We start from the raw sequence: 20,111 nt of genomic DNA, 5'->3' as shown, positions 1-20,111 counted from the left end.
GGCAATGTTAAAGAATTATTTCCAGATTGCCTGCAAGGTGTATATGCGGCGCAAACTCTTCACCGCCATCAATCTGCTCTGCATAGTCTTGACCATGGTGGTCTTGCTGGTGGTGACAGCGCTTTTGCAAGCCACGTTTTTCCCCACCGGTGTAGAAGGCAAGAGCGAGCGGTTTTTACAGATCGGTACGGTCACTCAGGTCAGCAAGAACAGTACGAGGCGAAGCCCACTGGGCTACAAAGTCATTGATCAATATTTGCGCAAGATGAAGACCGTGGAAAAAGTGGCTGCTGTCACTGGTCCAGAGTCTGTGTCTGTCTATCAAAAAGACAGCGTCAATGAAATCATGATGCGCCGCGCTGATGCTGAGTATTGGCAGATACTGGATTTCAAACTCTTGTCCGGGCGTGTACCAACGGAAGAGGATGTCAAGCTGGGGCGCTTCGTCGCAGTCATCAATGAAAGTACAGCAAAAAAAATATTCGGCAGCACAACAGTAGTGAGCCAAAAAATCAACGCCGGTGGGCAGCAGTTTGAAATCATCGGTGTGGTAGAAGACGTGCTGCACATGAATGCTTTTGCAGACATCTGGGTACCCGTCACGACCTTGCCTTCTTCACAGTACCGTGAGCAATATTCGGGTAATTTCACAGTCATGTTGATGGGTAAGAGCGCTGCAGATTTGCCTCTGATCAGAGATGAACTTCTCCAGGTTGTCAAACAAGTCAATGCTGACGAACCCACACATTGGGATCACACTTACATGTGGGCTGACAGCAAGCTGGATTTTTTCGCCAGAGGTATATTGAGTCGCGATGAAGTGCCTGATTCAGGGGCCGCACAATTACTGGCTGGCGTCGTATTTTTCATGTTGCTCTTCATGCTTTTGCCTGCTTTGAACCTGGTCAATCTGAATTCTGGCCGCATCATGGAAAGAGCCGCCGAGATAGGCGTGCGCAAAGCCTTTGGTGCCAGCAACCGTGAACTGGTCAAGCAATTTGTTATGGAAAACATCTTGCTTTGCCTGTTTGGTGCGCTTCTGGGCTTGATGTTCACCAAACTGACTTTGATCTGGCTCAGCAATGCAGACCTGATCCCTTATCTGAAGGTGGATTTAAGCTTTGCCGTGTTTGCCTATGGCTTTGTGATCGCCATCGTGTTTGGTGTTTTGTCCGGTGTTATCCCGGCCTGGAAAATGTCGCGCCTTGATCCTGTGCTTGCCTTGAAAGGAGCTGCATAATGTTTTTTCATATACTCAAGCCCATATGGAAGCGCAAGTTCAAGAATTTATTGCTGAGCCTGGAAATCCTGCTGGCTTTTTGTGTTGTCTTTGGGCTGGCCTTGATGAGTGCCCGTTACTACCAGCTATATCATTTGCCCAAAGGCTTTGTCTATCAAGACGTTTGGTCCGTCAGGATGCTGAGTTCAGGAGAGTCTGACAAAAAAAATGATCCCATCGTGGCCGAAAATTTCCAGCGTAGTCTGTCGGCCTTGCCAGAGGTGGAACAAGTCGGCTTCATCAATTATTCACCCTATAGCAATTCTACCTGGCGCTCGGACTTGTTTTTACCTGACAATAAAACAGGTTTTAAGGTCAACTTGACGGACATGGCTGATGAAACGCCTGTGCTGCTGGGAATGAAATTGCTGGAAGGCCGCTGGTTTTCCAGTGAAGATGAAGGCAGGGCAGAAAAAGCCATCGTCATCAATAAAAAGCTGGCCGACAGCATGTTTCCTGGCAAAAGTGCAGTGGGACAACTGGTGACCGATACTGAACCGGGATCAAAAGAAACCAGATTCCTACGTATCACCGGTGTATTTGAAGATTTCCGCAATAAAGGAGAATTCATGGCACCCACCAATTTTTTCATCAGGCGTGCTTCCCGGGCTGCGGCAGATGAGCGTATGGAGGTGGTACTGATTAAAGTAAAACCAGGTACCTCACGCGCCTTTGAAGAAAAACTGAACCAGCAATTGAAACTCATACGCAGTGACTGGGGTTACAGAATTTCACCCTTGGCCGAGATGCGTAAATCAAAGATGACCGAAGACACCGTCCCATTGATGGTCATCGCAGTTATTGCAGTTTTCTTGCTCATCATGGTTGGTTTTGGTTTGTTTGGCGTGCTCTGGCAAAATACTACGCAGCGTATCCCCGAGATAGGTTTACGGCGTGCCATTGGTGCCAGTAGCAGGCATATCTATCAGCAAATCGTCACCGAGCAATTATTGTTGAGTTCGATTGCCATGCTGGCAGGTATGGTATTGCTGATACAACTGCCACTGACCGGTGTTTTGGGAGAGGCGATCAACTGGGCAGTATTCATCACCGCCACGGTCATTTCCATGGCGCTGATCTATGCGATTTCCACATTGTGCTCCTTATACCCTGCATGGCGTGCCAGCAGGCTCAGCCCGACCGAGGCCTTGCACTATGAATAATATATGCTTGCCAAAGCTTAAAGCGTATAAGATAGTCAGCCTGTTTTCACTCATTGGTAATTGAAGGCCATGCCAGCAGCATTAGCAAATCAACGTATCCTGATCATAGATGACGACAACTCGGTGCTGGTGTCGCTGGCTTTGCTGTTGAAGCAAGCTGGCTATACCAGCATCAGTTGTGACGATGCGCAGCAGGCCATGCAGATACTGGCAACACAAGAGATAGACCTGGTCTTGCAGGACATGAATTTTTCCCTGCAAACTACGGGGGAAGAAGGCCTGGCTTTGCTGGCTGACATCAAACGCCTGTACCCAGCTTTGCCAGTGCTGCTGATGACGGCCTGGGGTTCGATTGCGCTGGCGGTACGTGGCGTCAAACTCGGTGCCACAGATTTTTTTACCAAACCCTGGGATAACACCCAGTTGCAGGAACTGATACGCAGCACGCTGGAGATGGCGCAAATTGCCATGCCCGCAAATGCAGATCGCCAGGCCCTGGACAGGCAGTTTGATTTCAGCGACATCATAGGCGAGCATGCTGAATTGCTGAAGGTATTGGCGACCATAGGCCGGGTTGCCAAAACCAATGCTTCTGTCCTGATACTAGGTGAGAGTGGTACTGGCAAGGAACTCATCGCCGACGCGATACACCGCAACAGTCCGCGCGCTGGCAAAACCATCGTCAAGGTGAATATGGGCGCAGTGACGACGAGCCTGTTTGAGAGCGAAATGTTTGGTCATGTCAGGGGTGCTTTTACCGATGCCAAAAGTGACCGCAAGGGTCACTTCGCCATGGCTAGCCAAGGCAGTTTATTTCTCGATGAAATCGGTGAACTGAACCGCAATGACCAGGTCAAGTTATTGCGGGTATTGCAAAACCAAAGTTATCAGGCTGTCGGGGCCAGCAAGACTGAGCAGGCTGATGTGCGCATTATCTCGGCCACCAACCGCGAACTCGCAGAACTGGTTGCCAGCAATGAATTTCGTGAAGACCTGTATTACCGCCTGAACCTGATCACGATACGCCTGCCACCTTTGCGCGAGCGCCGCAGTGATATCCCATTGTTGGCAAACCGTATGATGGCAAGCCTGGTGCATAGCTATGGCATGCAGCCAGTCAGCCTGGCACCATCCGCATTGAATTGGCTAAGTAGCAGGACCTGGCCAGGCAATATACGCCAGCTCAGGCAATGTCTGGAGCGTACCTTGCTACTGGTGGGCAAGCCTGTACTCGAACAGCATGATTTCCTGTTTGCCGAACAGCATGAAGAAGCACAAGGCCAGGGCATGAGTGCGAGCATGGCTGGCATGACACTCGATCAGGTAGAAAAGCTGATGATAGAAAAAGCCATGGAACAGCATGGTGGCAATATCACCCGCGTCGCCAAGGCCTTGGGCCTGAGCAGATTTTCACTGTACCGCAGGCTGGAAAAACATCAGATCACTGTTACTGAAGATGATGATGGGAATGAGGTAAAGCAATGAGCCTGAAGCGGCGCTTGCTGGCTTATCTATTCATAGTCCATGGTATTTTTCTGGGCCTGGCTTTCAGCTTTTACCTGAGCCAGCCCTTGCTCATTATCTGTTTTGAATTAGGTCTGGCTTGCAGTCTTGCCCTGGGCATTTATCTGGTCAACAAAGTTTTGCAACCCCTGGATTTTGCCCAGCAATTTCATGATCTTTTGCAAGATGAGAATTATGCCAGCCGCATCAAACCGGACAGTAACAAGGAAGTCAATGAGCTGGTCATGCTGTTCAACCGTATGCTCGAAGCGCTGTATAAAGAAAGGCTGGAACTCGGTGAGCAACGTGGTTTGCTGGACCGCTTGCTGGAAGCGACACCAACTGCAGTCATCGTATTTGATTTTGACGACAAGATCAGCCTGATGAATGCCAGTGCCCAGAGCTTGTTGGGTAGTAAGGACCTGGCAGGAAGGAGCTTGCCGCAGTTGATGCTGGACAGTGATATTTCCGGCAATAACGGGCTGCTTCAACAACTGCAACAGTTGCAAGACCTGTTGCCTGGTGAAAGCGCAGTGTATGGTGATACCGAGGGCAGGCGCTATCGCTGCCAGAGAAGTCAATTCACAGACCGCGGCTTCAAACGAGATTTTTTATTGATCGACGAGATCACGGCAGAACTCGCCAATTCAGAAAAAGCCACTTATGAAAAACTCATACGGGTGCTGGCACATGAAGTCAATAATACCGTGGCAGCAACCGGGTCTGTACTCGAATCATTGCTGTTCTATAGCGGGCAATTGCAGGCTGAGGATGCGCATGATTTTATTACCGCCATCACCGCAGTTAGAAAACGTAATGGCAATCTCGGTGAATTCATAGAGCGCTTTACCCGCGTCGTCAAAATGCCGGAACCTGAATTGAAGCCGCATGACCTGGCCGCCATGCTGGATGGTATTGTTTATTTATACCGCCAGCAATGCAGCGAGCTGGGCATCAGTTTCAACTGGGTAGTGCGTGAAGAACTGCCATTGCAAATGCTGGATGGGCATTTGATGGAACAGGCTTTATTGAACATCGTCAAGAATGCAATTGAAGCTGTTGAAGTGTCCATCAGACAGGGGCAAGAAAAGCCTGGCTATGTCAAGCTCGAACTCAGGCGTGACGCAGATACGCAGGGCATACTGTTATCCATCAGGGATTCTGCCAATCTCTTGTCGGATGTGCCACATGGGCAACTGTTCACGCCTTTCTTCACGACCAAGAAAGGCGGCCAGGGCATAGGCCTGATGTTTGTGCGTGAGGTCTTGAACCGGCATGGCTATAGTCATAAACTCACGGGAAATGAGCAGGGTGAGACCAGTTTTGACATCTTCATCAATGACTGAGACAGGGAAAAGCCAGGCAAAATCAGGAAAATTCTAAGCTCATACGCAAATCTTCTATCCATCCTATAATGCAGCTCCATTCGGCGCATTGTGCCAACTTTTTAGGAGATTTCCATGTCCATTTCCATGTACGCTGCCTCTGTTCCCGTGTTTAACCAGATGCTTGATAGCCTCAGCGATGTCCTGAAAAAAGCTGAAGCACATGCGACAGCCAAGAATATCCCCGCAGAGAATTTCTTGCAGGCACGTTTGTTCCCTGACATGCTGGCATTGACACGTCAGGTACAGATCGCTGCTGACTTCGCCAAGGGTGTAACAGGCCGTCTGGCACAAGCTGAATTACCAGCCTACGAAGACAATGAACAGACTTTCGCAGAATTGCAAGAGCGCATCGCCAAAACCAAGGCTTTCATTGCGACACTGGACGAATCCAAATTTGAAGGTAGCGAAACCCGTAACATCGTCTTGCGCCCAGGTACACCAAAAGAACAGACTTTCACTGGCCAGGCTTATTTGTTGAACTACGGCTTGCCGCAATTCTTTTTCCATGTGACGACGGCATATGCCTTGTTCCGTCATAACGGTGTGGAAATTGGTAAAAAAGATTTTATGGGTCTGCGTTAAGCTATTCTCGTAGGTTGGGCTACGTTTCATCAGCCTAGCGAGGCCCGGCCCAACACTCGGCGTTACAATAACGTATTCGTTTATCAAAGGCCCAGTGTTGGGCTGATACCCCGTAGCCCAACCTACGCCCTCAAACCGGCATGCCGTTTTTTTATGCCGCCACTGCAAAATCCTGCACAGCCTTCTTCAGCCGCAAATTAAACACCAGCAGTGCAATCGAAGTAATCACCCCTATCCCCCCAAACAAACTCCACATCAACATCGGTTGATGCATCTGCCGCGCCAGTACGGTATACGACCATCCCGACAACAGCCCGGCAAACAAATTGCCCAGTGCCATGGAGACAAAGTAATAGCCCATGAACATTGCGGTTTTTCTTTTGGGTGCAATCGCTGCCACGTATTCCTGGCTTTTTGGTGAAGCAATCATCTCGCCCAAAGCAAATACAAACACAGCCATACAGACACTGACGCCGCCAAACAGCAAGGCATTTGACAGCCCTGCCATCCACAGACTGAGGCTCAACACCAATGTGCCCATGACCAGTACGGGCAAGGCTTTCCAGCGCTGCACATACGTGCTGATCGCGATTTGCAATAGTACGACAGCACCAAAATCCAGATTGACGATGTATTCAGGATTGACCTGGCGGTAAGCCTGGCTCCAGTCGATGGCTAGGTTGGCCGCACTGATATGGCCTGCTTGCAAGGCCTGCAAACCAGACTGTAATTCTTCCAGCGGTGGCATGACCTTGTAGTTCACCAGTTCCAGCCGCAAGTGTTCCAGCATCTGGCTGTCGACGCCAGTGCTCACTTTGGCAGCCATGGCTGCCAAAACCTTAGCCAACTGCTCTACATTCACCGCTGCCAGAAAATTCAATGCAGATGGGCTGAATTTTTCTATCATCTGCACCAGATCGCCGGTATCGACAAAGTCACGTATGTACAATGGCAGGGTGATGAAGAGCTGGTTATAGATAGTCCAGAAGCCTGTCATGATAAGCAGGTAAATAACGAATTGTGCATTGCCTATGCGTATGCCTTGCTGGTACCAGTGCTGCTGGTGGCCTGATTTATTCAGCACACTCCAGACCAGGTTGATACCTGCCCAGCCCGCCATCGCCATGAAGTATTGCGCATAACTGATACCACCTTTGGCTGCGACCATAATGCCGATAATGGCTGGCACGACCAGCAGTGCCAGCCTGCCATTGCCAAGTACTTCCTGGGTTTCCAGCAAGACCTGGTGCAAGCTGCGCTGATCAGCGTCGCCTTCGTGGTGTCCGGCATCCTTGTACAGAAAAATCGCGGGTATAAAGTTCAGCAAGATCCAGAATGAAGACATCAGAAATACCATATCCCAACTGATGGCACGCACGTAGCCTGCTACCAGTGGTCCCAGGAAACCACCGACGTTGACCATGGTATAAAACACGCCAAATCCAAGGCCGCGATTTGTGTCATCAGTCGTGCGACCTATGGTACCGACTACGACGGGCTTGAAGCAGGCAGCACCGACAGCGACGGCCAGGAAGGCTGCGCAAAAACCCCAGAAATCATGCACCTGACCCAGCAGGAAATAAGCCGGGCACATGATGCAAAACGCAATCAGGAACATGCGCCGGTAACCATAGCGATCAGCCAGCGCGCCAGTAATCACGGGCAGCAGATACAGCAGGAAAGGGATGATGCCCTGCAAGAAACCACGCTCCTGGTCATTCAAACCAAGACCACCTTGCGAGACCGGGCTGGTCATGTATAAGGACGACAGGGTAAAAAAACCATACCAGGCCAGGCGTTCAAAAATTTCCATGCTGTTGGCGACATAGAAATTTTTATGGAAGGGGCTGCGGCCCGTTGCGGATGTATTTGTGGACATAGGATGAATTAAATTGGCAGCTCAAAAACCTTTGAAGCATGGCTAATAAAGCTATAGCCGTCTTCAAGGATGAGGACATCATCTTCGATACGCACACCGCCGTAGCCGGGTATGTAAATGCCGGGTTCTATGGTGACAACATAGTTGGCTTGAAATACGTCCTGGCAGACAGGGCTGATAAACGGCTGCTCGTGCAACTGTATGCCTACGCCATGGCCGAGACCGGTGCTGGTGTAGGCGGAAAATTCTGAAGCTTGCAAGATATCGCTGGCTGCGGCGCTGGTGATAATGGCTGGCTGACCGGCATGCAGGCTATCGAGTGCAGCCTGTTGTGCATGCAGCACGGTGTCATACATCTTTCTTTGCTGCGTACTGGCCTTGCCCGCAACAAAGCTGCGCGTCATGTCCGAGCGATAGCCGTTGACGACCGCACCAAAATCGATGACGATGAGATCGCCCTCAGTAAGTTTTTTTTCTGAGGGTATGCAATGTGGCAGCGCAGAGCGTGGGCCAAAACCGACTATGCTGGGGAAAGACAGGCCTTCAGATCCCAGTTTTTGCATGCGGTATTCAAGCTCCAGAGCAAAGTCGCGTTCGCTGACGCCTGTGCGTAGCAGAGGCAGGCTGTCATTCAAGGCCTGATCGGCAATTGCTGCTGCTTTACGAATTTGCGCTATCTCCCACTCATCCTTGATCTTGCGTAATTCCTCTACCAGGCCAGTGCTGGCCAGACATGCAATGCCATTCAAATCTTGCGCTATGCCTGACCACATCTGCAAATTGATATGTCCTGCTTCAAACAACAAGTTGCTGATATGTTCTGCGTCCAGCACTTCCCTTATTGCCTGCCCCAGGCTTTGCCGGTCGCGGTTGCGGCAAATGAGTCGGCAATCAAAACATTCTTCTTCTGCCTGTTCGATAAAACGATAATCGGTAATCAAAAATACCTGATCCATCGTGACGATGCCGTATGCAGCTTCACCAGAATAATTGGCGAGATAGCGCAGATTATCCAATGAAAAAACCAGCAGTGCCTGCTGGTCATCTGCCGACATGCGTTGACGCAGTTTCGCCAGTCTTTGTTCAAATTCTGCTCTCATCGAAATATGAATCCTTGTATCAATGGATCATGCTGGTCCAGATAAAAAGTGCTGCGCCCGGTGATGTGGGCACTACCTTCCACACGCGGGATAATCGCGCTGTGGTAGCCATAGCTGTGTGGATGATAAGCAGCCACCTTGAACTGGCTGCCAAGTATGCTTTCTATGACGATGTTTTCACCCAGCCGCAAAGCACCACGCGCATGCAGGATGGCGGCCTGGCCGGACACCCCGCTGCCGGTTGGGCTGCGGTCCAGCTCGCCATCGGCAAAGATGCAGACATTGCGTCTATGCACACCCGGCGTGGTTGATGGCGCAGAGAAAATGCAGCCATACAGAAAGCTGAGCTCTTTATCAAACGGATGATGTATAGGGATTTTCTTCTGTACCGCAACCTTGATGCTGCGCCCCATGGCGATGATCTGGCGGTGATTGTCTGCCGCCAGTGACAGGCCTAGGCTGGGCGCATCGACATAGGCGTAATAAGCACCACCATACGCCAGGGTGACATTCACCTTGCCCAGTTCTGGCACATCCACGGCGACGTCAAGCGCAGCAACAAAGGATGGTACGTTGTCAAAATAAGTGCGTGTGACCTTGTTGTTGCACATCTCGGCATAAGCTGTGATCTGTCCTGCAGGTACATCGATCTTGATGGTAGTCATGGGGCCAGTGCTGGCAACGACACCAGCTTCCAGCGCGACCCGGGTCAGGGCGATGATGGCATGGCCGCACATGGTGCTATAGCCTTCATTGTGCAGGAACAGCGCACCGAAATCGCTGTCCTCGCGCTCTGCTGCGACGATGAGGCAGCCATACATATCGGCATGGTCACGCGGTTCAAACATCAGCGCCGTACGCAAATGATCATAATGTGTTTTGCAGTATTCACGTTTATCTAGTATGCGCTTGCCGGGTAGAACGGGGAAACCGCTAGTGATGATACGCAGGGGCTCACCGCCGGTATGACAGTCCAGGCTGCTGATCTGCAAGATGTCTGGTGATGGTCGCCAGCCCGAGAAAGCACTGGCTAGTGTTGCACTTGGCATGGTCATGTTTTTGCTCAAAATTTTGCTTGAAAAATTCTGCTTTAAATTCTGCTTTAAATTCTGCTTTAAATTCTGCTTTAAATTCTGTTTCAAACACGCCAGCTTAGAGCGCGTGGGTCCGCCTGTCTTGACGGTTTGCATGAGCTCTCGCATGGAAATTGGCACAGCAAAAAACTATTTTTATCTGCTTAAAATTTCCGCGAAAGTTTACGTATATTTAAAATATATTTATGATATATTAAAAAATGACATGAGTAACTCGACAAGAAAGACGCAGAAATCTCCTGTGGGTTTGACGTCATGCGAAGAACAGGCTTTGTCTGGAAGCAGGCAGGTTAACGAGGATGTCGCTCCTGATGTCACCACATCACCCTGAATGACAGGCTGTCTGCGATCCAGGCGGTTTGGATTTACATCGATTGATTCGCACAAGGGATCAAAAAAAAAAGTAAAAACCGGCATTGCTGAACAAACGCAGAAACGAAGACTGCGGGACTAGTTTCACAATCCCGGAAATACCCCAATCACCACGCAAGAAAATCAAAAAAATTATCCAGATCCGGAGCAGACAAATGAAAGAAAAAGTATTATCCCATTCGCTGAGACTGATGTTCGCCAGCGGACTAGGCCTGGGCCTCAGTATCATGGCGGGCAGCAGTCACGCGCAAGACACCAGCGTGCCCATGCAGCGCGTGGAAGTGACAGGTTCATCCATCAAACGCATTAATCAGGAAACTGCCTTGCCAGTGCAGACCCTGTCACGCGCTGACATAGAAAAAAGTGGCGCAACCAATGTAGAAAGCCTCATCGCTGCATTGCCCAGCATGCAGGGTTTTAGCACAGCCAATCAAACCATCAATGGCGGTGGTGGCGGTTTGCAGACTGCGTCCATCCATAATATTGGCGCTGCTTATACCCTGGTCTTGTTGAATGGCCACAGGCTGGCTTCCTACGGTGCGGGTAGTACTGTTAACCTGGCCAGTATTCCCTTGTCTGCGGTTGAACGCGTAGAGATACTGACTGACGGTGCATCGACCTTGTATGGCTCGGATGCGATTGCCGGTGTCGTCAATTTCATCTTGCGCAAGAACCAGACGGATGCGGCAGTTGACTTCAGCTATACCCAGCCGCAAGAGTCAGGTGGCAAGTCATATCGCGTGGGTGTTTCCAAAGGCTTTGGTGATCTGGATAAAGATGGCTACAACATTTTGCTGTCTTACAGTCATGATGAGCAAAGCATGCTCAATGCGAACCAGCGTTCATTCGCAGATACCGGTGTCAGAAGATTTTCTGCCAATGGAAAAAACTATGCGACCTGGTTTTTGTCAGACAATTCCAGCCCTTCAATCGCACAACTGAATTTCAAGAACGGTGCTGACCCTATCCTGTTTTCTCCGAATTACTTGAAAGACAAATCCTGTGGGCCAAATACCTTCCAGGTAGAAAACCGCTGCCGTTACGATTATGCATCGACCGTGCAATTGATACCCGAATCAAAACGCGACAGTCTGTTTTCTTCACTGAACTACAAACTCAATAGCGACAACACCATTTTTTCGGAAGCGGTGGTATCCAAATTCAAGCAAACCGGCCGTTATGCAGCAGCTGCGCAACCCTTGAGCCTCGGCCTGGACAGCCCGCTGTTCGCCAAATATGTCACGCCATATCTGGCGGGCCTTGGTGTCAATCCGGCTGATCTTGATTCTGCCCGGATGCGTCTGCGTATTTCCGATGCAGGTGGCCGTAATACCGCCTACACGACAGAAGCACAACATCTGGTACTCGGTACAGAAGGCAATGCCTTTGGTTTTGACTATAACCTGTCATATACACATTCCATCTCCAAGCGCAGCCGCGATTTTGCCGGAGGCTTTTTGAGTAAGGACAAGTTCTACGCCATAGTCGATAGCGGTAAATATGATCCTTTTGCACCTGCGGGCTCTTCTGCAGCTATCCTCGCTCCCGCTGTCCTGCATGAAAACTGGTCAAGCTCAAAAAGTACGCTGGATGTATTAAGCCTGCGTGGCTCACGTGAACTGTTCGCTATCGGCAGTGGTAAATCGCAACTGGGCCTGGGTGTCGATTTCAGCAAACAACGCTATGACTACTTCGCCACGTCTATAGGCATGGGCACCAATCCGCTGCAACCAAATTATACCGATGCACCTTTGGGGGACTCTCCCGGTGATTTGCCGATTGCGGCCACCCGCAAGAATTGGGGTAGTTTCGCTGAGCTCTTGCTGCCGATCAGCAAGCAATTTGATGTGACAGCTGCCCTGCGTTACGATGATTACAGTGCCGTCACCAATACTGCCAATTTTGATGAGCAGGGCAAGCCTATCGCATCAGCCACGCAGGGTAACAAGGCTGACAAGTTGACCTATAAACTGTCTGCTGCTTATCGCGCTTTTGATAATCTCTTGTTGCGTGCCTCATATGGCACGGGTTTCAAGATGGCCAGCATGAGCGATATCACATCACCGCTGACGCATAGTGGCAATACCGGTGGTACTTATCCCTGCCCGGTCAAGTCGCCTGATCCGCGTGCCGTGAACTGTATGGGCTCTACCCAATATGATGTTCTGACTGGTGGTAACCGCCTTACGGGTGAAAACGGGCTGAAGCCGGAAGAATCCAAACAGGCCAGCATGGGCATACGCATAGAGCCAACATCCAGCCTGTCCCTTGGCGTGGATGTGTGGGATGTGAAAATGTCTAACCAGATCGCGCAATTGCCCGAGGCGATTGTGTTCGGCCACCCAGAGCGTTACCAAAACCTGTTTTCGACTTTCTATGAACCAGGCCAGGGCGGCAATATCCTGGTGGGTACCCTGCCTTCCTACAATATCGCCAATGCTCATTATCGCGGCATAGACTGGGACCACAGCTTCAAGACAGCGACACCCCTGGGCAAATTGGCTTTGAACTGGACGGGGACTTATATGCTGATGTCAGACTTTGATATTCCAGGCAGCCCGACGGTGCACAGTGTTGGCCGCTATGATGAAAATAACGCGGTGGCTTTCCGTGTTATCAGCAAGCTGGTGGCGACGTTGAAGACTTCAGACATGTTCACGCATGCGTTGACGATGAATTACCGTTCCGGCTATCACGATGCCTCCGCCTCTGTGCGCGAAGTGAATGCGAATGGCAACTTTGGTGATTTTGTCACGGTCAAGCGTGATGTGGCGTCGTACACCACATTTGACTGGCAGACCCGGGCACAAGTGCGCAAGAACCTGGCATTGACGGTGGGTGTACGCAATCTGTTCAATGTCAACCCGCCTTTGTCACTGAAAGAAGGCAATGGTGACCAGGTTGGTTACGATGGCCGTTATACCGATGCGCTGGGCAGGACTTTCTACATGACGGGGTCGTATAACTTTTAATCGGCAAAACGCCCGGTTCAGGCTAAACATGCATGGCTTTAATGCAGGTTGAAATAAGCATAAGCCAGAGCGGCCACGATGAACAAACAGATATAAATACCGAGCGCAGAACCTTGGTTTTGCGCCGGATTGCCAGGACGCCGTGGCTTTTCAAGTTTGCCTGGTGCCAGCCTTTTTTGGTCTGTATCCGCAGCTATCAAAGCCAGGACAGGTTCGGGATCGAGTTTGACCAGCTTCGCATAGGCGCGTGTGAAGCCTTTGACTATCGCCGCCTCTGGCAGGGCGGGATAGTCGTCTTTTTCCAGTGCAATGATCTGGCGTGGTGCCAATCGCAACTGAGATGCCACCTTTTCCACTGACCAGCCCAGGGCAAGCCGTGCCGCTGCCAGTTTGGCACCGGGAGAGGCTGCCAATCTTTGTGCTTCGGCCTCAAGCAAGTCAGAGGCAATAGGTTGGCCCAGGCGGGATTCAATCAATTCCTGATAATGAAATGTACCTGTACTTTCTGACAGAGCAGGCTGACTATGCTCAGAATCTTTCATTACCCTCGCCTCATATACATAACAATTATCTTCCAAAACAATGACGCCAATGCAAGCCATTGCTTAAATGGCAGCAAACTATAACAATGAACCGAGCAGATCGTGCTCAAGTTCGTGCTGGTGGTGCTCTGCTTCGCCAAGGTAGAAACCGATATTTAATTGATATCAAGTGTCGTACTTTGTCGCAATGTATGCTGCAAACAGCAAAACTTGGCCTCGCCGAGTCGCCGATTTGATGATAATCGGGTAAGCTGCGAGTTCATGTTGACATGGCAAGATATTAACTTGGTGGTCATTGCGGCAAATAATCATGCATTTGCGCATTACTGCCATCAATGTTGCCAGGTTCAGCATAAAAAGCACTGTCGTAAGATTATCTCAAACTGCCTGTTCAGGATACTTATTTTATAGGCGATACAAAATGGTTTTGGAGTGCCACTAATGATTAAAATTGCCGTTGTTTCTTACAATAACGAAGCACCAGCCGATCCGGTTTCTGCTGTATTTGGCCCGGAACCAGCTACGATGGGACGAAATGTAGAAAATTTCCTCGCACTGCCAGACCCCAAACACTTTGTTTCCCGTACCCAGGCCAATATCTGGAGTACTGGTAGCCGGCACTTTATCCATAACCTCAGCCTCGCCAATCCCGTTTCTATCAATGGCAAGGAAATAGTGGCAGAAACTGATGTTGAATTTCAGGCCGGGGACCAGCTACAGGTAGGCTTGTATGTATTGCGTGCAGAAGCTGTAGAACATGCCGTAGAACATGCAGGAGAAGAGCAAGCAGTTGAAGCTGCCGCTGATACCGTGCCTGGTGAAGCGCAGGCGCAGGACGAAACTGTCGTTGAAGTGCAAAGCGATGAAGTAACCGCAAATGACCAGGCCGAAGCCTTGCCTGCCAGCCCGGCGGTGACACGTTTGCCTTCAGGCAAAGACATTCCCCCTTCCCAGCCGCCACAATTCTTGTTGCGTCCGGAAGTAGCCGGTGCGCAGGCAGATGTTGCTGGTACCGACAGCAAGCCCTCTGGCCAGGCTGAAGCTACAATCGCTGATGTCCCGCCTGTGCAAGCAAGTGCAGTGAAAGCTGAAGTTGCCAAGCCTGCAAGTGTGCCCGGCATGGCAACAGCTGCTGCCACCTCCAGCCATGCTGCAGGCAACGCCAATGAACTCATGCAAGCCTTTTTGCAGGGCGCAGGTTTGCAGCAATTGAACCTCGCTTCTGGCCTGACAGTGGAATTAATGGAAACCCTGGGCAAATTCATGGCAACCTCAGTACAAGGGGCGATGGAAGAGCTGTCCCAGCGCGCGCTGCTCAAGCGTGAAGTGAAAGCAGAAGTAACCATGGTTGTCTTAAGGGAAAACAATCCCTTAAAATTTTTCCCTGACAGTAAAACCGTGCTGACCCAGATGCTGCGTAAAAAGATGCCAGGCTTTATGGCACCGGCTGAGGCGATGGAAGATGCTTTTTTTGACATACGGACTCACCAGATGGGGGTAGCTGCAGGTACTCGCGCAGTGACCGATGCCATCCTAAAGACCTTGCAACCCGGCCATGTGGAAGCGCAACTGGGTACGCCTGGCCTGATGGACCAGATCAACCCCGGACGCCGCAAGGCGGCCATGTGGGATCAGTTTAATGTCTTGTATGAGGGTATTGCATTGGGCAAAAAGGATGAATTCCAGGCAATGTTTGGCAAGGAATTTTTGCTTGCCTATGAAAAAGAAGTAGAAAAAGCAGAGTCAAACCGCTAGTTTTTTGTGCATAACCCTAACTTAAGCATAGCCATGCGTCTGGACATTGCACAATTTACTGCCATCGGTACCCGGGAAACCAATGAAGATGCGCTGGCATGGGCAAATGAGGATGAACTTGCCTGTTTTGTGCTGGCTGACGGTACTGGTGGCCATTCTGGTGGTGAAATTGCGGCCAGACTGGCGATTGATGCTGTCATAGAAAAATTTGTGCGCGAAGCCTCGTTCAGTTCCCGGGCCTTGCGCTCTTATCTGGACTGGGCCATCCTGAAAGTGGCACAAAGCAAGCGCGACCATGTTAGCCAGCGGCATATGAGCACCACCATAGCCGCTATCTTGATAGACCAGACCAACCGTTGCGCCTTATGGGCACACATGGGAGACACCAGGATTTATCAGTTTCGCCAGGGGCGGCTCAAGGCAGTCTCAAAAGATCATAGCCAGGCCCAGCGCCTGGTCGATGCCGGTATGGCCGATTATTCGCGCATACGCCAGCATCCCCATCGCAACCGTTTGTTTGCAGCCATCGGTGCAGAAGGCGATAGCATCCCCGAAGTGACGGCAGATGCCCTAGAATTACGTCATGGCGATGCTTTTCTCATGTGTACCGACGGCTTTTGGGAGTGGGTACTTGAGCATGAAATGGAATTTTGCCTGGCAACGACCAACAGTAGTGAGGCATGGTTGAGTAAAATGAATGCCATTGCAGAAAAAAATATTAGTACGTCAAAGGCAATTAACAGGGATAATTTCTCGGCTTTTGCAATTTGCCTGCATGATGAGCAGGTAAAACGCTGAATTAACCCGAACTGGAAGCCGCGAATGTGATCGACACATGGCTTCTGCTTCTATAAAGAAACTAAGATCCGAGTCAGCCTTGAACACAGAAAAAGTACTCGCCGCTGCAGCACCAACTGCATTCCATGCAGGTACCGAGAATTGTCTCGCTGTCGGCACGCGGCTAAATGACTTTGAAATCACCGGGGTATTGGGTGAGGGTGGCTTTGGTATTGTGTATCTAGCCTTTGACCATTCCCTGCAACGTACAGTTGCCATCAAGGAATACATGCCAGGTTCGCTGGCCGGTCGTTCTGCCGATACCAGCGTGACCGTCAGGTCAGAGCGGCACAAGGCTACCTTTGAAGCCGGCTTGAAGAGCTTTATCAATGAAGCGCGTTTGCTGGCCCAATTTGACCACCCTTCGCTGGTCAAGGTCTATCGTTTCTGGGAAGAAAACAAGACTGCCTACATGGTCATGCGCCATTACGACGGCCATACCCTCAAGCAAATCGTCAACAAGCGCCCCAAGTTGGTGACCGAGGCCTGGTTGCGGTTTATCTTCAAGCAGATATTGGAAGCACTCGATACCCTGTACCGTTCCAAGATTTTGCACAGGGATATTTCACCTGACAATATCATCGTGCAAAAGAATGGCGTGGCTGTTTTGCTGGATTTTGGCTCTGCCCGCCAGATCATTGGTGACATGACGCAAGGCATGACGGTCATCCTCAAGCCCGGTTATGCACCGATAGAGCAGTATGCCGATGATGTAGAAATGCCCCAGGGCTCATGGACTGACATCTATGCACTGGCTGCGGTCATGTATTTTGCGATCATGAAATCACCGCCGCCGATATCAGTGGGCCGGGTCGTCAAAGACACCATGCTCCCGCTGCAGGATGGTGAGCATGCAGGTTTCAGTGCCAAGTTCCTCAAAGGCATAGATCATGCGCTGGCAATACAGCCGCAAGACCGCCCGCAAAGCATGGATGAATTCCGTCAGCTGCTGGGTATCAGCTCGTTTGCTTCTGTGCGCAAATCGCGCAAGGGCAGGGAAGAGCATGCTGCAGGCATGGCAGAGGGACAAGACCAGGTGCATGTCTTGCCCGTCAAGGACACCTCAGCAGTCAAAACACACAGGCCGGAAGCCAAAACTGCAGAAGGCGGGACAGCAGTGCCAGCAAAGTCCGGCAAGCTTTTAGTGCCCCTGCTGGCGCTAGCCGCCGTATTGGTTGTGGTGATCGCTTATCTGGCCAGCCGTCAGGGTGCCAACAAGCCCGGGCAAACCTTGCTTGCTGCTCCAAGCCCTGCTTCGACTGCTGCATCTACAGCGCAGTCAGTGCCCACTCCGGCATCTGCGGCTGCCGCAATGGCCGCAACAGCACCGGCTGAAAAAACTGCGACGGCGGCCAGCAATGCCGCGGCTGCCCCTGCAAGCGTGGCAGAAGCTGCCGACAAACCAGATCCGGAAAAACTGGCATGGGACAAGCTCAAGGACGATAATACAGTGACGCCTGAGGCCTTGAACGCCTACTTGCAGCAATATCCGCAAGGCAAATTTACCGAGGCGGCACAAGCACGCCTCAAAGAAGTCAAGGCAGCCAAGGCTGCGGCGGCCAGCAAGCTTAACCTCAAGCTGGCCATCAAGCCCTGGGGCACAGTTTTTGTGGATGGTGTACAGCAAGGGGCCAGCCCGCCTCTCAAGCATTTAAGTCTGGCTGCAGGCAAGCATAAGATCAGAGTGACTAACCCTGGCTTCCCCGACTTCGTTACCGAAGTCGAAGCCGGGAAAACCACTACTGCAACCATAGAACATGAGTTCACGAATAAGTAAAGTGTAATAAAAATGAATAAATTAGCCCAAACGCTGTCTGTGGCTGGCCTGATGGTGGCATGTGTCCTCCTGCAGGGTTGCGAAACGGCGCCCAAGCAGGCACCGGCTCCCAAGCCTGTAGTGAAGCCAAAAGAACCACCACCACCGCCACCACCTCCGCCTGTAGAGCCCACAGTTCCTGCGCTGAGTCCTGACGTGCAGGCATTGAAAGATGGTACGGCTCTATATGATGGCGGCGACTACAATGGCGCCATCAAAAAACTAGGTGGTAATGAAATCTGGAGCGGTCATAACAAGGATGTGCAACTGGGCGCGCTGAAGATCATGGCCTTCAGTTACTGCGTGACTTCCCGCACGCAATTGTGCCGTCAGCAATTTGACAAGGCCCTGAAGCTGGACCCGACTTTCAATCTGTCAGCCGCTGAAATTGGTCATCCTGTCTGGGGACCGGTATTCCTGAAATCCAGGAATGCCGTCAAAACACCAGCCCCAGCCAAGAAAAAAGAAAGTACTGCCGTTAGCAAGTAAGTTAGTACTAAGTACGCAGATAAGTGAGCAGATAGGTGAGTAAATACTACCGGCATGGAAGATGCCGGTAGCAGATATCAATCGCGACCAAACGGTGCATCAACTGCATGGCTTTGGCCCGTGAACCAGCGTGGCCCCTGTTCTGTCATGTAGAAATGGTCTTCCAGGCGTATGCCAAATTCGCCTTCTATGCAGATCATGGGTTCATTGCTGAAACACATGCCAGCCGCCAGCGGGCGCTGATTACCCTTGACCAGGTAAGTCCATTCATGGATGTCCAGGCCTATGCCATGACCGGTACGGTGTGGCAGACCAGGTAACTGGTAGTCAGGACCAAAACCGGCTGCTGCCAATACTTTTCTCGCTGCTGCATCTACCTGCTCGCAAGGCACACCTGGCTGTGCCGCATCAAATGCGGCGGCCTGCGCGGCTTTCTCCATTTCCCAGATATCATGCTGGCGCTGGCTGGGTTTGCCAAACACATAGCTGCGGGTAATGTCCGAGTTATAGCCATGCAGCTTGCAGCCGGTATCGATGAGCACCATGTCACCTTCACGCAGGAACTGCTCGGCGTCCGGGCCATGCGGCATGGCAGTCGCTTCACCAAAGCTGACAATACAAAATGTTGATGCGCTGCCGCCATAGGCGCGGTGTGCCTGGTCAATGAAGCGGGCAACTTCAAAAGAAGAAATCCCTTCATGCAAAATCTTCGCTGCCTTCTTTTGTACTTCCAATGTCAGGTTCTTGACCTGTTGCATGATGGCCAGTTCGGCTGCTGACTTGTGCATGCGGCACTCTGCCGTGATGCTGCTGGCATTGACGATCTGTGCCAGCGGCAAGGCGCGGCGCAGCCCGTCAAAAATAAAAAAGGCAGCATTTTCATCAAGTGCGATGGTAGTGCTTTTATAACCCGAATCTTGCAGGAATGTTTTGATCAGCAGACAAGGGTCATCTTCTTCTTGCCACAGGCGGATGTCAGCATCTGTACCCAGAGTTTCACGCAGTTTGGACTCTTCAAAGTAGGGGCAGACATAAGTCAGCTTCGCATCTGGCGTCAATATTGCTGCTGTCAGGCGTTCACTTGGATACCAGCGCAGGCCAGTAAAATAATACAGACTGCTGCCAGCTGGCATGATCATGGCATCCACACCATTTTGCTCCATCAGCCTGGCCGCCTTTTCTACCCTGGCCTGACGTTCAGCCGCACTGATGGGGGTGACATCGCTGAAGTCTGTCTGGATGCTGGCTAATTCTAGGGCTGCTGTGGAACCGCCTATGCCTGATGTCATGCTGGAACTCCTGATGGGGTTTTATGGATGCGGGGGAGGATAGTATAAGGC

The 20,111-nt window shown here is 51.1% G+C and carries 16 protein-coding genes; 11 read left to right on the top strand and 5 right to left on the bottom strand.

The genetic code is table 11. The features are described from left to right. Nucleotides 1-4 precede the first annotated feature (4 nt). From ACO0LL_RS02105 to ACO0LL_RS02085, 5 genes are all read left to right on the top strand, one after another. The gene (locus ACO0LL_RS02105) at nt 5-1,240 is read left to right on the top strand and encodes an ABC transporter permease (RefSeq protein WP_422949233.1); all 1,236 of its coding nucleotides are present in this window, start codon (nt 5-7) and stop codon (nt 1,238-1,240) included. After that, on the top strand, nt 1,240-2,442 hold the full coding sequence (locus ACO0LL_RS02100) for an ABC transporter permease (RefSeq protein ID WP_422949232.1): 1,203 nt from the start codon (nt 1,240-1,242) through the stop codon (nt 2,440-2,442). Before ACO0LL_RS02105 ends, ACO0LL_RS02100 begins: the two co-directional genes overlap by 1 nt. A gap of 69 nt (nt 2,443-2,511) precedes the next feature. Then, entirely contained in the window at nt 2,512-3,927 is a 1,416-nt protein-coding gene (locus ACO0LL_RS02095; RefSeq protein ID WP_422949231.1) for a sigma-54-dependent transcriptional regulator, read from the top strand. Further along, nucleotides 3,924-5,291: a sensor histidine kinase gene (locus ACO0LL_RS02090; protein WP_422949230.1), complete on the top strand. Its 1,368-nt coding sequence runs from the start codon at nt 3,924-3,926 to the stop codon at nt 5,289-5,291. The genes ACO0LL_RS02095 and ACO0LL_RS02090 overlap by 4 nt, the downstream gene beginning before the upstream one ends. 114 nt (nt 5,292-5,405) lie before the next feature. Next, the gene (locus tag ACO0LL_RS02085; RefSeq protein ID WP_110254785.1) at nt 5,406-5,915 is read left to right on the top strand and encodes a DUF1993 domain-containing protein; all 510 of its coding nucleotides are present in this window, start codon (nt 5,406-5,408) and stop codon (nt 5,913-5,915) included. Between the two features lie 151 nt (nt 5,916-6,066). On the opposite strand, the gene ACO0LL_RS02080 is transcribed toward ACO0LL_RS02085, so the two are convergent. Genes ACO0LL_RS02080 through ACO0LL_RS02070 form a run of 3 tightly spaced genes read right to left on the bottom strand, consistent with a single transcriptional unit; the run spans nt 6,067 to nt 9,949 of the window. After that, complete coding sequence (locus ACO0LL_RS02080) at nt 6,067-7,794, bottom strand: MFS transporter (RefSeq protein ID WP_422949229.1); 1,728 nt, start codon at nt 7,792-7,794, stop codon at nt 6,067-6,069. 8 nt (nt 7,795-7,802) lie between these two features. Next, nucleotides 7,803-8,894 carry a M24 family metallopeptidase gene (locus ACO0LL_RS02075; RefSeq protein ID WP_422949228.1) on the bottom strand — a complete coding sequence of 364 codons (1,092 nt, stop codon included), beginning with the start codon at nt 8,892-8,894 and terminating at the stop codon, nt 7,803-7,805. Continuing rightward, the gene (locus ACO0LL_RS02070; protein WP_422949227.1) at nt 8,891-9,949 is read right to left on the bottom strand and encodes a proline racemase family protein; all 1,059 of its coding nucleotides are present in this window, start codon (nt 9,947-9,949) and stop codon (nt 8,891-8,893) included. The genes ACO0LL_RS02075 and ACO0LL_RS02070 overlap by 4 nt, the downstream gene beginning before the upstream one ends. 145 nt (nt 9,950-10,094) lie before the next feature. Between ACO0LL_RS02070 and ACO0LL_RS02065 the strand changes: the two genes are divergently transcribed. Together ACO0LL_RS02065 and ACO0LL_RS02060 are read left to right on the top strand one after the other, a co-directional pair. Next, nucleotides 10,095-10,319, top strand: a complete 225-nt coding sequence (locus ACO0LL_RS02065; RefSeq protein WP_422949226.1) for a hypothetical protein — start codon at nt 10,095-10,097, stop codon at nt 10,317-10,319. Between the two features lie 196 nt (nt 10,320-10,515). Beyond that, entirely contained in the window at nt 10,516-13,332 is a 2,817-nt protein-coding gene (locus tag ACO0LL_RS02060) for a TonB-dependent receptor (protein WP_422949225.1), read from the top strand. A 38-nt stretch (nt 13,333-13,370) separates the two neighbouring features. Here ACO0LL_RS02060 and ACO0LL_RS02055 read toward each other — a convergent pair whose 3' ends face one another. Beyond that, nucleotides 13,371-13,874 (bottom strand): helix-turn-helix domain-containing protein, encoded by a 504-nt coding sequence (locus tag ACO0LL_RS02055; protein WP_422949224.1) that lies wholly within the window; start codon nt 13,872-13,874, stop codon nt 13,371-13,373. A 441-nt stretch (nt 13,875-14,315) separates the two neighbouring features. Here ACO0LL_RS02055 and tagH point away from each other — a divergent pair, with 441 nt between their 5' ends. The 4 genes from tagH to ACO0LL_RS02035 all read left to right on the top strand — a co-directional run bounded on the left by tagH (nt 14,316) and on the right by ACO0LL_RS02035 (nt 18,771). Next, nucleotides 14,316-15,629, top strand: coding sequence for a type VI secretion system-associated FHA domain protein TagH (gene tagH, locus ACO0LL_RS02050; RefSeq protein ID WP_422949223.1), 1,314 nt, complete (start codon nt 14,316-14,318; stop codon nt 15,627-15,629). Between the two features lie 33 nt (nt 15,630-15,662). After that, the gene (locus ACO0LL_RS02045) at nt 15,663-16,427 is read left to right on the top strand and encodes a PP2C family protein-serine/threonine phosphatase (RefSeq protein WP_422949222.1); all 765 of its coding nucleotides are present in this window, start codon (nt 15,663-15,665) and stop codon (nt 16,425-16,427) included. A gap of 79 nt (nt 16,428-16,506) precedes the next feature. Further along, nucleotides 16,507-18,243, top strand: coding sequence for a protein kinase domain-containing protein (locus tag ACO0LL_RS02040; protein WP_422949221.1), 1,737 nt, complete (start codon nt 16,507-16,509; stop codon nt 18,241-18,243). Between the two features lie 12 nt (nt 18,244-18,255). After that, complete coding sequence (locus tag ACO0LL_RS02035; RefSeq protein ID WP_422949220.1) at nt 18,256-18,771, top strand: TssQ family T6SS-associated lipoprotein; 516 nt, start codon at nt 18,256-18,258, stop codon at nt 18,769-18,771. A 77-nt stretch (nt 18,772-18,848) separates the two neighbouring features. On the opposite strand, the gene ACO0LL_RS02030 is transcribed toward ACO0LL_RS02035, so the two are convergent. After that, nucleotides 18,849-20,060: a M24 family metallopeptidase gene (locus tag ACO0LL_RS02030; RefSeq protein WP_422949219.1), complete on the bottom strand. Its 1,212-nt coding sequence runs from the start codon at nt 20,058-20,060 to the stop codon at nt 18,849-18,851. Nucleotides 20,061-20,111 lie beyond the last annotated feature (51 nt).

The organism is Undibacterium sp. TC4M20W (assembly GCF_049340245.1).
GTDB lineage: Bacteria > Pseudomonadota > Gammaproteobacteria > Burkholderiales > Burkholderiaceae_D > Undibacterium.
Note: the sequence above shows the minus strand (reverse complement) of the source record. Positions and strands in the feature narration are given on the sequence as shown.